Genomic DNA, 14,399 nt, shown 5'->3' on the forward strand with positions numbered 1-14,399 from the left:
ATGTAACACCTCTCAACGAGAGGCGTTGATTATGCTTGTTCTGCGTTTATAAAGTAATTTTCTAAATAATCATCAAAGCTTAACTTATCAGTTTGCTCAATCACTTTCTGTTTCTCTAAAGAAAGCTGTTTTTGTTCCTCAAAGTATTGGTCTGACCATATCTGGTAAGGTTGCTCAATAAGCTCTTTTTTATATTTTTGCGAAAGGCTGAGTGCAAGAGGGCCATTATCTGAATTTTGTGCAATGATTTTACCAAGAATACGCGCTGAACTGGTTAACTCTGGTGCACTAAAACGAGGAGCAATATGAGCAATTGCAGCTTTATAGCGTTCTTCATTACCACTTTTGTCTAATACTACCGCTAACGCTTTAAGCTCATTAGTAAGCCATTCACCCCACTGTGCAACAGAGCTAGTTTGACCATCAATCTCCAACTGTAAATCAGGGTTTCGTCCTTCAGTCACGATCGTGCTTAAATTTTCAGAAAAGTGTTTCGATTGTGCTGCAGAAATATCAGCGGAAGGTTTGATCGCACACCAGGTTAAAAATAGATCTAAGAAGTTTACTTGCTCTTCCGTAATTCCAACTTTGGAGAAAGGATTTACGTCTAATGAACGAATTTCAATATATTCTATGCCTCGTGAACTCAGCGCTTGAGAAGGTGTTTCACCTGATTTTTGCACGCGCTTAGGACGAATAGAAGCATAAAGCTCATTTTCAATTTGTAATACATTGTCGTTAAGCTGAACATAATGTCCACCTTCTTTAACACCAAGCTCTTTAAATTCAGGTGCTTTTTTATGCAATGCCTGACGAACTGAAGCAACATAATTATCGACACTGTTGTAGCAGATATTTAACGAGGATTGAGAGCTATTGGTATAACCAAGATCGCTTAAACGCAATGAGGTTGCATAAGGCAAATAAATAGTCCCTTGCCCTACCTTTTGAAAGTCTAATTTAGTCTCTTTACCCTGTAGAAAAGATTGACAAAGTGCAGGCGAAGCACCAAAAAGATAAGGAATAACCCAGCCATAGCGGAAATAATTACGCACCAATCCTAAGTAACCAGCAGACTGTGCATCGCTACCTGTGAGTTCTGAACCGTGAATTTGGCGCCATGTTTCCCAGAAAGAAGCGGGTAACGAAAAATTATAGTGCACGCCAGATATAATCTGCATCATACTGCCATAGCGATTTTTTAATCCTTGGCGGTAAGTTGTTTTCATGGTGCCTGTGTTTGACGTTCCATACTGGGCAAGCTCAATGGCTTCTTCACTATTTACATAACAAGGCATGCTAATCGGCCACAGGCTCTCATCGTTCTCTAGATGCTTAGCGGCGTAATGATGAATATCATTCAGATAATCAAATAATTGATTTACATCTTTGGCAACGGGAGTAATGAATTCAAGTAAGCTTTCAGCATAGTCAGTGGTAATAGACGTATGGCAAAGCGCACTACCAAAAGCATAAGGGTGACCAGCTTCAGAAAGCTTACCATCTGGTTTTACACGCAGTGCTTCACGCTCAATGCCACGGCCAAAACCGACCAATGCTTGAGATTGCTGTTCAATTATATCTAAACGTTGCTTAAAATTGAGAGACAAGAGTACACCTTTGAGTGATAAAAAGAGCAAGCAGAGTACCTTAAAAAAGCGTCTGTTTACAAGTTACTTATAGTAAATATAGTGTTGATATAAGGATCAGGCTGTAGCGTAGCGCTTTACCTGCTGTGATATAGATAACCGACTTGATTATAGATAGTTTTAACCACCCTGCCACTAAAGGAAGTAGATCGCCAACAATGGGCAACCAACTTAACAATAAACTGTAAACACCATATTTTTGACAGAAACGTGTCGCCTTTTGATGTTTTTTTTGCGCTTTTTCTCTGCCCCAATGAAAATAATAGCCCATAAAATAGGTAAACAGCGCACCTAAGCTATTACCAATAGTAACGACAATGAGATAAGCCCAACCACTCTCTGGATTATTTTTAATATAATAGATAAGTAGCACTTCAGAGCCGCCCGGCAAAAGTGTCGAGGAGATAAAGCCGCTAAAAAATAGGGTGAATAACTCACTTACTGCAACATCAGAAAACAAAAACAACTCCAATAAAAAAGGCCACTTAAATAAGCGACCTTTTTAACATAAATGATGGGCAGTTTAAAGCTAACCAACAAGTGCGAGTAACACACCTGCTGCAACGGCACTACCTAATACACCAGCAACATTTGGTCCCATTGCATGCATCAGTAAGAAGTTATGAGGATTCGCCTCTAAGCCTACTTTATTAGCAACACGAGCGGCCATCGGCACAGCAGAAACACCTGCAGCACCAATTAATGGATTAATAGGATCATCTGAAAATTTATTCATTAACTTAGCCATAATAACACCAGCAGCTGTACCAATTGAAAATGCCACCGCGCCTAATGCTAAAATACCTAATGTTTCTAAATTTAAAAAAGATTCAGCAGACAGTTTTGAACCAACACCTAAACCTAAGAAAATAGTAACAATATTAATTAATTCATTTTGTGCAGTAGAGCTTAAACGATCCACTACGCCAGATTCCCGCATTAAGTTACCTAAACAGAACATGCCGACTAACGGCGTTGCTGCAGGTAAAAATAAGATAGTCATCATTAGCACGGCCAGCGGAAAGATGATTTTCTCTTTCTTGCTCACTGGGCGTAATTGTTTCATTTTGATTTCACGCTCAGCAGGCGTTGTTAATGCACGCATAATAGGAGGCTGAATCAAAGGTACAAGTGCCATATATGAATAGGCCGCAACAGCAATTGCCCCTAACAATTCAGGAGCAAGCTTAGACGCTAAGAAGATAGCTGTCGGACCATCTGCCCCACCAATAATTGCGATAGCAGCAGCATCGGTCATGCTGAATTCCATGCCTGGTATAAAGTTAAGTAAAATTGCACCAAACAGCGTTGCAAAAATACCAAACTGCGCGGCAGCACCTAAAAATAGTGTTTTAGGGTTCGCTATCAAGGCACCAAAGTCAGTTAATGCACCAACGCCCATAAAGATGATCAGAGGAAAAACCCCTGTTTCGATCCCAATATGGTAGATGTAATAGAGCATCCCTCCTTCATCAGTAAAACCTGCATTGGGGATATTTGCTAAAATAGCACCAAAACCAATGGGTAATAATAATAAAGGTTCAAATTTTTTCGCAATCGCAAGGTACAACAGCACACAACCTACAGCGATCATCACAAGATCCGGGAGCTCAAAATGTGCGATCCCCGTATCATTCCAAAGTTTTAACAATCCATCCACTTGATATCTTCCTTAACCAATAACCGTTTTAACACCCTAAAAGTTAGGGTGTATTATACAAACTAGGCTGTAACGACTTAGTAAACCTAAGTAATCATTATTAACCAATAGTAAATAGGGCTTCACCCACAGCTACTGCATCGCCTTCTCTAACCAAAACAGATTGAACCACACCCGATTGAGGTGCACGGATCTCTGTTTCCATTTTCATCGCTTCCATTACAAGTAGCACATCACCCTCGCCTACTTGATCCCCTTCATTAACTAATACTTTAAAAATATTACCCGCTAATGGAGCAGGAACATCTTCCCCCTCTCCAGCAGCAACAACAGGTGCAGCAGTTGTATTTAACGGCACTGATGCGCTGTTCGCAGGGCTAATGCCATCGATGCTACCTTCTGGACCAACTTGTACACTGAAGAGTTGACCATCAACTGCAACAGAATACGTTTTTGGCTCTGATTTTTTAGGTGCACTTGCAACAACGAGGTCTTCAGCCGTTGGTACTGGCTCAAAAGCATCAGGATTATTACGGTTTTCTAGAAATTTAAGGCCAATTTCAGGGAATAGTGCATAGATAAGTGCGTCATCAATTTCGTTATCCGCAACTTTAATGCCTTTTTCAGTAGCTAGTTTTTTAAAGTCAGCTTGAATAGCTTGCATTTCAGCTGGAATATTATCAGCAGGACGGCACGTAATCGCTTGTGCACCATCGAGTACTTGCGCTTGTAATTCAGCGTTAACTGGAGCAGGTGCGACACCGTACTCACCTTTCAATACACCCGCTGTTTCTTTAGTGATGGTTTTGTAACGTTCACCCATCAACACATTAATAACAGCCTGTGTACCTACGATTTGCGAAGTTGGTGTAACCAGTGGAATAAAACCAAGATCTTCACGTACACGTGGAATCTCTTGTAATACTTCATCCATCTTGTCTGCTGCACCCTGCTGTTTAAGCTGGCTTTCCATGTTAGTTAACATGCCGCCTGGTACTTGTGCGATAAGAATACGTGGGTCTACACCTTTCAACTCACCTTCAAATTTAACGTATTTTTTACGTACTTCACGGAAGTATGCTGAAATATCAGCAAGTTGCGGTAAATCTAAACCAGTATCACGCTCAGTACCTTCAACAATAGAGACCAGTGTTTCTGTTGGTGAATGACCATAAGTCATACTCATCGAAGAGATTGCGGTATCAATGATATCAATACCCGCATCAATCGCTTTTTGTTGTGTAGCAAGGCTTAAGCCCGTTGTTGCATGACAATGTAATGCCAATGGGATATCCGTTGCAGCCTTAATCTTAGTAATTAGTTCATGTGCTTCATAAGGTTTTAATAAGCCAGCCATATCTTTGATACAGATAGAATGTGATCCCATATCCTCAAGACGTTTAGCCATATCAACCCAACCGTCAATATTATGAACAGGACTGGTCGTATAAGAGATGGTTCCCTGAGCATGGGCGCCGATTTTCACTGCTGATTGAATAGCAGTTTCAAAGTTGCGAACATCATTCATCGCATCGAAGATACGGAATACATCCACACCATTAGTGTGTGCACGTTCAACAAACTTTTCAACAACATCATCTGCATAGTGACGGTAACCAAGTAGGTTCTGACCACGTAAAAGCATCTGTTGTGGGGTATTTGGCATCGCAGCTTTCAATGCTCGAATACGATCCCATGGATCTTCGCCTAAATAGCGAATACATGAGTCAAAGGTAGCTCCGCCCCAGGTTTCTAAAGACCAGTAGCCGATTTTATCTAACTTCTCTGCAATCGGTAACATATCGTCGATACGCATACGCGTAGCAAAAAGTGATTGGTGTGCGTCACGTAGTACAACTTCGGTGATCGCTAATGGCTTAGACATATTCACTTGCTCCTTGATTGGTTCGTTTCCCATTATACAGTTTCAGCTTTACGGTATTGTTGCACTGCACTGGTGATAGCGGCGATTAATTGTGGATTAATTTCAGAATTTGAAGGGGTAGCATCAACTACTTTTTTATTAGGTCTACGACGATTAGCAACAGGTGCATCCGCAGGAATATATTTTGCCATTAATTTAACGGCAATCATTAATAATCCCAAGAATGAAAAAACAAATGTCATCCCTAATCCAAAAAGTGTCATTGCTTGAAATAACGACTCAGTGATATCCATACTTACTATCCTTTTTTGCACTTACTTAAGTGCCTCTTTTAGAAACACTCTCCAGAAGTGAATAACTATTCACAATGAAGATATATTTAGCGCCTAATTAAACGATGATTAACCATCAAAAAGAAACTGCGCTAAAAGCATAACAATGCGTCTATATTACCGACAAACTTATAAAATAAATCTGCAAGAAAATTAAACTACATATCCAAAAGGTCACATTATACTGGTTTAGATAGAAAATTGGAAGCAAAGGCGTTTTATGGGCAATACTTTAGGCAGTCTTAATAACCGCTAAGGGTGGTGTACATCGAGAAAGGAAATAGGCATAAACAGAGGTGGAATAGGTGCCAACGTCTCTATTTTTTAAACGATCTAGTTCGCAAAAACGCCAAGAAAAAAAATGAAAACTTATGCATGAAAATTAAATATTTATGCATATAACATTATAATTAAATATTATTTAATAAAAATAGTAATAAGGAGATTTTTTAAAACTTAGGGGGATACAGTTGGAATGTAATGAAATATATAAAAAAGATGGTGCGGGTGAAGGGATTCGAACCCCTGACCGCCTGGTTCGTAGCCAGGTACTCTATCCAGCTGAGCTACACCCGCATAGATGTAAAATATTGAGAAACAATATTTTAAAGCTCTAAAAACAAAAAAACTTACTAATGTAAGCTTTTAAAAGAATGGTGCGGGTGAAGGGATTCGAACCCCTGACCGCCTGGTTCGTAGCCAGGTACTCTATCCAGCTGAGCTACACCCGCCGCGATATTCTTTTGTTTTTATTTTCGATTCAAAAATCACCATTCCGTGCAAATAGGAAGATGGTGCGGGTGAAGGGATTCGAACCCCTGACCGCCTGGTTCGTAGCCAGGTACTCTATCCAGCTGAGCTACACCCGCTTTAAGAATCTATTATAACAAAATGGCGGAGAAGGAGGGATTCGAACCCTCGAACAAGCTATAAACTCGTTACTCCCTTAGCAGGGGAGCGCCTTCGGCCACTCGGCCACCTCTCCGTCGTCTTGTTGGGGCTGATAATACTAGCTTCTGAAAACAAGTCAAACATTTTTTGACAAGTTATTTTCATTAGCTTACTTAATAAACAAAGGTTCTATTTTATGACCAATATCACCTTTTATTTCCCCAAAAAAGGACTATGTTAACTACTTTTATTAATCGATATTAGTGAGCAATTATCTTTGCTACTAAAATAACAAATCAATTTACCTGTTAAACTCAGAGCATTTGCACATTAACGGCTATTCTCACTTTATTTAGTGAATTAGAACGTTAATATTTGGGGTGTTAACGACAACAAACTTATACTCTTCTAAAGAAAAAACCAATCTCTCAGGTTTCAGCTTAATAAATAGCAATCCAAAACACTTTTACTACTTACATAATAAGATTTTTTGCTACGTTATTGCCTCACCGACTTTCAGTAGAGCAAAAAAAAGAGCCTTGAGGCTCTTTATTTAGTAGGTAACAATTACTTGTTATCTTTTTCTGCTTGGATACGCATGTAAATTTCTTCACGGTGTACAGATACTTCTTTAGGTGCATTAACACCAACGCGTACCTGATTACCTTTTACGCCCAAAACGGTAACGGTAACGTTATCGCCAATCATCAGAGTTTCACCAACTCGACGAGTTAAAATCAGCATGTTATGCTCCTATTATTTTAGTTTTTCCTGTTGCTCTTTTATTATGAACTAACACTGGAAAAAATTCACATCTTTTTCACAGTTAAAGAGCTAAAGCATTATTTTTCTTCTTTGGGCTCTGTCGCTAGCTCAAATGCTTTGTGTAACGCACGAACAGCGAGTTCCAAATACTTACTATCTACTAACACTGATATTTTAATTTCAGAGGTCGCTATTTGGTGGATATTAATCCCTTCTTCACCTAATGTTTCAAACATTGTTTTTGCAACACCAGGATGATTCCACATACCTACGCCAACGATAGATACTTTAGCAATTTCGTTATTTCCTTGTACGGCTTCAGCTTTTAACTCCTGACATACCGTTTCAAGTAATACTTTTGCTTCTAGATAATCGTCACGATGTACAGTGAAAGTGAAGTCTGTTTTACCATTACCCACGGTGTTTTGCACAATCATGTCTACGTCTATATTCGCATCACCAATTGGCGAAAGAATTTGTGCAGCAACCGTTGGTTGATCAGGTACACCCGATAAGGTTAGGCGCGCTTCATCACGGTTAAATGCGATACCAGAGATAACAGGAGATTCCATTTTATTTTCCTCATAACTTATTAACGTACCACCACCATCTTTAAAACTAGACAGTACACGAAGCGGTACATTGTACTTCCCTGCAAATTCTACAGAGCGAATTTGTAAGACTTTAGTGCCTAAGCTTGCCATCTCTAACATCTCTTCGAAAGTGATGCTATCTAAACGGCGAGCGTTGGGCTCAACACGTGGATCAGTCGTATAAACACCATCTACATCAGTGTAGATTTGGCACTCATCCGCTTTAAGGGCAGCAGCAATAGCAACCGCAGAGGTATCACTACCACCACGGCCTAAGGTCGTAATATTGTTGTTTTCACAACGACCTTGGAAGCCAGCGACAACAACAACACGCCCCGCTTTAATATGTGCTTGTAAATTTTCTGTTTCCACATCTAAAATACGTGCTTTAGAGTGGCTAGCATCGGTTTTCATGCGGATTTGGTCACCCGTCATAGATACCGCATCAACACCTAAATGATGAAGCGCCATTGATAACAATGCGATAGTTGTTTGCTCACCAGTGGTCAGCAACACATCCATTTCACGCGCACTCGGTGTTGCATTAAGCTCTTTTGCAAGCGCGATCATGCGATTGGTCTCACCAGACATCGCTGAAAGCACAACAACAACATCATTACCCGCATCACGCGTTGCTTTCACTTTATCTGCAACCACTTTGATTCGCTCGACATTTGCGACCGAAGTACCACCATATTTTTGAACTATTAATGCCATCTTCTTTGCTTCTCATTTAAGGCGCACTATTAATGCGCCAATCCATTTATAATTTAGTAGCAAGCCAAGGCTCAACAAGTGCTAATGCCTCATCAAGCGCGCTTGGATTATTCCCTCCAGCCATCGCCATATCAGGACGACCGCCGCCTTTACCACCAACAGGCCCAGCAACTAAGTTAACTAACTCACCCGCTTTTACTTTCTTAGTTAGGTCTTTAGTTACACCGGCAATTAAACTTACCTTATCGTCACCCACTGCTGTTGCTAATACAACAATGCCTGATTGCAATTTATTCTTCATCTCATCAACGCTATCACGTAATGACTTAGGGTCAACGCCTTCGATATTAGCAATAACCACTTTAATACCATTAATTTCAATCGCATTACCGGTTAAGTTAGAACCTTTCTCACTCGCAATTTTTGCTTTGATTGTCGCTAACTCTTTTTCTAACGCTTTGTTGCGATCAAGTGTGTGGATAATCTTTTCACCAATGTTAAAAGAGTCTCCTTTTACCAAATCACACGCTTTACTGAATTGCTCGCGTAACGCATATAATGCATCCTCAGCAGCTGCACCAACAGATGCCTCAATACGACGAACACCTGCAGCAATACCGGCTTCAGAAATAATGATTAATAGTCCCATATCTCCTGTACGCTTAGTATGAGTACCACCACATAGTTCAACAGAGAAGTCACCCATTTGAACAACACGTACCATCTCATCGTATTTCTCACCAAACAGTGCCATCGCGCCTGTTGTTTTCGCTTCTTCGATATCCATCAGCTTAGTAACCACTTCAAAGTTGTCACGAATTGCTTTGTTTACCAAATGAGTCACTTGGTTTAGCGTACCGATTGATAGTGCTTCAAAATGAGAGAAATCAAAACGTAGTTTTTCAGCATCACATAATGACCCTTTCTGGGTAACATGTTCACCTAATGTTTTACGTAAAGCAGCGTGTAATAGATGTGTCGCTGAATGGTGTAAAGCGATCGCCTTACGACGGTCTGCTTCTACTTGTGCTTGTACTTTGTCATTAATGGTTAATGAACCGCTACTTAGGTAACCGATATGTAGGAAAGCATCACCCGATTTCTTAGTATCAGTAACCGTAAAGATACCGTTACTTAACTTTAAGATACCTGCATCACCGGTTTGACCACCAGATTCAGCATAAAAAGGCGTTTGCGATAGCACAACTTGTGCAGTATCACCTTCAACTAAAGTATCAACAAAGGCGCCTTCTTTAATTAAATTCGTCACTGTTGCACTAGCTTCTAATGTTTCGTAACCGATAAACTCAGTTTTACCATCGATTTTTAATACATCGTTGTAATCTTTACCAAAGTTATTGGCTTGTTGAGCACGCGCACGTTGCTCAGCCATTGCGCTATCAAACCCGTCTTGGTCAATTGTTAATTCACGTTCACGTGCGATATCAGCCGTTAAATCAGCAGGGAAACCGTAAGTGTCGTAAAGTTTAAAAACAACATCACCAGGGACAACCGAACCTTCTAAGTCATCAAGTGCAATATCTAAAATCTGTAAACCACGCTCTAACGTTTTACCAAATTGCTCCTCTTCTAAACGCAGGATTTTTTCAACAAATAAACGTTGTTGTAATAACTCAGGGTAAGCTTCACCCATCTGTTTGATAAGCTCTTCATAAATTTTGTAGAAAAAGACCTCTTTAGCACCTAATTTATGTCCGTGACGTACTGCACGACGAATAATACGACGTAATACGTAACCACGACCTTCATTTGAAGGCATTACACCATCAGCAATTAAGAAACCACATGAACGGATATGATCTGCCACTACGCGTAATGACTTATCTTCTAAATCAGTTGCGCCAGTGACTTCTGCCACTTTTTTGATAAGACCTTGGAAAATATCAATATCGTAGTTTGAGTGACCGTTTTGCATAATTGCAGAGATACGTTCAAGACCCATACCTGTGTCAACAGAAGGTTTCGGTAAATTTTCCATCGTACCGTCAGCATGACGGTTGAATTGCATGAATACTAGATTCCAGATTTCGATAAAACGATCACCATCTTCTTCAGGTGTTCCTGGAGGCCCACCCCAGATGTGTTCACCGTGATCGTAAAAAATCTCAGAACAGGGACCACAAGGACCCGTATCACCCATCGACCAAAAGTTATCTGACTCAAATTTTTTCTCAGGTGATTTATCACCAATACGAATAATTCTGTCTTCTGGTACGCCTATTTTATTTGCCCATAATGAAAATGCTTCATCATCACTTTCATAAACGGTAACAAGTAGCTTTTCTTTTGGGATTTTCAGAACGTCAGTTAAATATTCCCATGCAAATGAAATAGCTTCTTCTTTGAAGTAATCGCCAAAACTGAAGTTACCTAACATTTCGAAAAATGTATGGTGACGAGCAGTATAACCAACATTATCAAGGTCGTTATGTTTGCCGCCTGCACGTACACAACGTTGACTAGAAGTAGCACGTGTATAAGCTCGTTGCTCAGTACCAAGGAAAGTATCCTTAAACTGATTCATACCTGCATTAGTAAATAGCAAAGTAGGATCGTTATCAGGCACAAGAGAACCACTACTAACTGTTTGGTGGCCTTTCTTCGTAAAAAATTCAAGAAATCCTTGGCGAATTTCAGACGTCGACTTAATCGTGGTCATGAGTTATTCCAAATAAAAAGAGGTTTAATTAATTAGCGCTAATATAGCACGGTGCAACATACGGGGAAAGTAGACAACGAGTCACATTTTGCTCAATTTTCACACTAATATTGACATACAACTGAAGCGACACGATACTAACTACGTAACTGGTTACGTACTTTATAGGGAATTGTAAATGGATTATATGGAAAGCTTAGCGAGCCTTAGCTTAGGCAGTCGCTTGAAACGGCTTAGTGAGCAGTTATTTGCAGAAGTTGCGGTGATTTATGAAAGCGTTGGTTTGAAGTTAAACCCTAACTACTTTTTACTGATTAATTTAATCAACCAAAAGGGGCCGATGGGGATCATCCAAATTGCTGAATCACTATCTATTAGTCACCCAGCAGTCAGCAAGCTTGCCAGTAAAATGGTGGCAGAGGGATATTTAATTAAACAAGCACATCCCTCGGATAAGCGTGCGAGTAACCTGAGTTTAACCCTACAATCATTACAAATCATTGAACAAGCAACCCCCATCTGGAAAATACTCAAGAAGCATTTAGATCTAATTGAAAGTGAACAAAACATGCCTCTACTCAGCTCGTTAAACCAATTTGAAAAATCTTTAACTAGCTACAAACTAAATGAAAAAGTATTAAAAGAAGCACTTCAAGAGATCCATGAAATAAAGATAGTGAACTGGAATAATGAATACAAAAATGACTTTAAAGCACTTAATATGGTCTGGCTAAATAGTGAGTTTAACGGAGAGTTAACCAAAGCAGATCAGCAAGCACTGAACCAGCCAGAAAGTTATTATTTAGCGCAGGGGGGATACTTATTCTTTGCAAAACAAGGCAATGAAATCATTGGCTGTATTGCTATCAAACCAGCCAACTTAAACTCATTTGAAATATCAAAGATGGCTGTAGCAAGTGGTTATCAAGGACAAGGAATAGGCAGGAAGTTACTATTAAAGTCTCTTAATAAAGCTCGTGATTTACAAGTAAAAACAGTGTTTTTAGAAACTAACAGTAATTTAACGCGGGCAATAAGCCTATATCAACATGTTGGTTTTATGACAAAAAAACATCCAAATGGGAAAAGTGATTACCACCGAGCAGATATCTATATGGAGCTACAATTACATGCTTAACGTACAGCAGAAAAGAGAATTTGTAGATGGCTCAAAAGCCGCTCTTCCCCTGATCGTAGGTGCAATTCCCTTCGCTATATTGTTTGGCACATTAGCCCCTACTAGTGGATTATCAGCGCTTGCAACAATCATGATGTCGGTATTAGTTTTTGCAGGCTCAGCTCAGTTTATTGTACTAGCCCTTATTGCTGCGCAAGCACCGATAGAGATGATTCTATTGACAACATTTGTAGTTAACCTTCGTCATCTTTTATATGCCACAGCATTAGTCGAACATGTTAAACACCTGCCACTTCATTGGCGCGCTATTCTCGCTTTTGGTTTAACAGATGAAAGTTTTGCCAATATGAGTCAGCGATATATGCAGCAAGATAAAAGCAACGCACATTATTTCTATTTAGGATCAATATGTTGTTTTTATTGCACTTGGGTGAGCTTTACTATTTTAGGGGTTACACTTGGTAGTTTGATTCCTGATATGAGTAATTGGGGCTTAGAGTTTGCCATGTCAGTCACCTTTATTGGAATGGTAGTTCCCTACATGAATAGCAAGGCAATGATCAGTGCCATTATAGCAGCGGGAATAAGCTCACTTACTTTTGCACATTTACCTAATAAACTCGGGCTGATTATAAGTGCATTAATAGGCGTAGCTGTGGGTTTAACAGTGACAAAATTTAAAAATAAACAGCTGTCTTATGAATAACTACTAAAGCAAAAGAGAATAATATGAATGAAGCCGTATTAATAATAGGTATGACAGTAATAACCTTTACCATTCGATTTGTGATGTTTGCATTTGCAGGGAAAATGACTTTTCCAAACTGGCTAGCACTTGCCTTAAAATTTGTCCCACCCGCAGTGTTAACTGCGATTATCGTACCTTCAGTCGTTATGCCACAAGGCTATACAGATTTAAGTATCGATAATAGCTACCTGATCGCCGCTATTTTTGCCGTTACAGTAGCTATTTATAGCAAGAGCTTATTAAAAACTATTGGGTTAGGCATGATGCTCTTTTTAATATTGCGTTACTTGGCGATGTAAATTGGCAAACTCCTAAAACGGAAGAATAGTATACAACTGTGGGTCGGTCTTTAGGCCGACAATTGGGTGAAGCCCGATATGAACTTTCTCTTTAAGATATTTATTGATGCGAAGAGGCGCTTGTCGATGGGTAACATTGCTCGTTACCCTTGCCTATCGGCAAACTCACCCTACTCTCACTATATGTATTGGCCAGTCGAAACGTTGAAGTATCTCAGAAATGATAATTAATCATTTCTTTCTGTCCCATATAGTGGGCCACCGTCGTCCAAGCGGCTAAAACCAAAAAATAAGGTACAGCTGTAGGTCGGTCTTTAGGCCGACAATTGGGCGAAGCCCTATATGAACTTTCTTTTTTAGGATATATATTGATACGAAGAGGCGCTTGGCGATGGGTGAACACTGTTCGTAACCCTTGCCTGTCGGCAAACTCCCCCTACTATCACTATACGCATTGGCCACTCGTTATTTTGAAGTATCTCAGAAATGATTATTAATCATTTCTTTCTGTCCAATGTAATGGACCACCGTCGTCTAAGCGGCTAAAACGAAAAAATAAGGTACTGCTGTAGGTCGGTCTTTAGGCCGACAATTGGGCGAAGCCCGATATGAATTTTCTTTGTAGGATATATATTGATACGCAGAGGCGATGGGTGATGGGTGAACATTGCTCATAAACCTGTGCTGTCGCACAATTCGCCTACTATCACATGGTTTGATACTGCCTATGGCAGGCTATTAATACCAATTCCATTAATTTTGTGATCTAATAAGGTACAATTTAAAGGTGCTGAATATGACTCAAGAATTATCTAAAATCATTAGCTCAACATCAGATGCGAGACTAAAGCTTCGCTTATTAGCGGTTTCTCACTTCCTCGATGGTAAAAATAGAACTCAAATATCTGAATACTTAAAAGTAAGCCGAACGAGTGTTAATAGCTGGATACAAACCTATTTAATACAGGGGATTTCAGGGCTAAAAGAGAAAAAGCATACAGGTCGTCCAAAGGGGTTAAGCGTAGAACAGCTCTCTCAACTA

General features: G+C 39.8%; 12 protein-coding genes and 4 tRNA genes. 4 read left to right on the forward strand and 12 right to left on the reverse strand.

Annotation, left to right across the window (positions count from 1 at the left end; translation table 11 throughout):
- Positions 1-29 precede the first annotated feature (29 nt).
- The 12 genes from gshA to alaS all read right to left on the reverse strand — a co-directional run bounded on the left by gshA (position 30) and on the right by alaS (position 11,172).
- On the reverse strand, positions 30-1,610 hold the full coding sequence (gene gshA, locus QQK09_RS04020; protein ID WP_284202825.1) for a glutamate--cysteine ligase: 1,581 nt from the start codon (positions 1,608-1,610) through the stop codon (positions 30-32).
- A gap of 67 nt (positions 1,611-1,677) precedes the next feature.
- Positions 1,678-2,109 carry a YqaA family protein gene (locus QQK09_RS04025; protein ID WP_284202826.1) on the reverse strand — a complete coding sequence of 144 codons (432 nt, stop codon included), beginning with the start codon at positions 2,107-2,109 and terminating at the stop codon, positions 1,678-1,680.
- A 69-nt stretch (positions 2,110-2,178) separates the two neighbouring features.
- On the reverse strand, positions 2,179-3,309 hold the full coding sequence (locus QQK09_RS04030; RefSeq protein WP_284202827.1) for a sodium ion-translocating decarboxylase subunit beta: 1,131 nt from the start codon (positions 3,307-3,309) through the stop codon (positions 2,179-2,181).
- A 100-nt stretch (positions 3,310-3,409) separates the two neighbouring features.
- Positions 3,410-5,194: a sodium-extruding oxaloacetate decarboxylase subunit alpha gene (gene oadA, locus QQK09_RS04035; protein WP_284202828.1), complete on the reverse strand. Its 1,785-nt coding sequence runs from the start codon at positions 5,192-5,194 to the stop codon at positions 3,410-3,412.
- Between the two features lie 32 nt (positions 5,195-5,226).
- A complete protein-coding gene (locus QQK09_RS04040) occupies positions 5,227-5,487 on the reverse strand; it encodes an oxaloacetate decarboxylase subunit gamma (protein WP_284202829.1) in 261 nt (86 codons plus the stop codon).
- A 538-nt stretch (positions 5,488-6,025) separates the two neighbouring features.
- A tRNA-Arg gene (locus QQK09_RS04045) sits at positions 6,026-6,102 on the reverse strand.
- Positions 6,103-6,180: 78 nt separating this feature from the next.
- A tRNA-Arg gene (locus QQK09_RS04050) sits at positions 6,181-6,257 on the reverse strand.
- Positions 6,258-6,318: 61 nt separating this feature from the next.
- A tRNA-Arg gene (locus QQK09_RS04055) sits at positions 6,319-6,395 on the reverse strand.
- Between the two features lie 23 nt (positions 6,396-6,418).
- A tRNA-Ser gene (locus tag QQK09_RS04060) sits at positions 6,419-6,511 on the reverse strand.
- Between the two features lie 473 nt (positions 6,512-6,984).
- Positions 6,985-7,161: a carbon storage regulator CsrA gene (csrA, locus tag QQK09_RS04065; protein WP_101109755.1), complete on the reverse strand. Its 177-nt coding sequence runs from the start codon at positions 7,159-7,161 to the stop codon at positions 6,985-6,987.
- A 98-nt stretch (positions 7,162-7,259) separates the two neighbouring features.
- Entirely contained in the window at positions 7,260-8,492 is a 1,233-nt protein-coding gene (locus QQK09_RS04070) for an aspartate kinase (RefSeq protein ID WP_284202830.1), read from the reverse strand.
- A 46-nt stretch (positions 8,493-8,538) separates the two neighbouring features.
- Entirely contained in the window at positions 8,539-11,172 is a 2,634-nt protein-coding gene (gene alaS / locus QQK09_RS04075) for an alanine--tRNA ligase (protein ID WP_284202831.1), read from the reverse strand.
- Positions 11,173-11,350: 178 nt separating this feature from the next.
- Here alaS and QQK09_RS04080 point away from each other — a divergent pair, with 178 nt between their 5' ends.
- From QQK09_RS04080 to QQK09_RS04095, 4 genes are all read left to right on the forward strand, one after another.
- Positions 11,351-12,310, forward strand: a complete 960-nt coding sequence (locus QQK09_RS04080; RefSeq protein ID WP_284202832.1) for a bifunctional helix-turn-helix transcriptional regulator/GNAT family N-acetyltransferase — start codon at positions 11,351-11,353, stop codon at positions 12,308-12,310.
- Entirely contained in the window at positions 12,303-13,016 is a 714-nt protein-coding gene (locus tag QQK09_RS04085; RefSeq protein ID WP_284202833.1) for an AzlC family ABC transporter permease, read from the forward strand. Before QQK09_RS04080 ends, QQK09_RS04085 begins: the two co-directional genes overlap by 8 nt.
- Positions 13,017-13,039: 23 nt before the next feature.
- Positions 13,040-13,357 (forward strand): AzlD domain-containing protein, encoded by a 318-nt coding sequence (locus tag QQK09_RS04090; RefSeq protein WP_284202834.1) that lies wholly within the window; start codon positions 13,040-13,042, stop codon positions 13,355-13,357.
- Between the two features lie 796 nt (positions 13,358-14,153).
- A partial coding sequence (locus tag QQK09_RS04095; RefSeq protein WP_284202835.1) for a helix-turn-helix domain-containing protein occupies positions 14,154-14,399 on the forward strand: 246 nt, incomplete at its 3' end.

The sequence above is a fragment of the Psychromonas marina genome (assembly GCF_030161115.1).
GTDB classification, from domain to species: Bacteria; Pseudomonadota; Gammaproteobacteria; order Enterobacterales; family Psychromonadaceae; genus Psychromonas; species Psychromonas marina.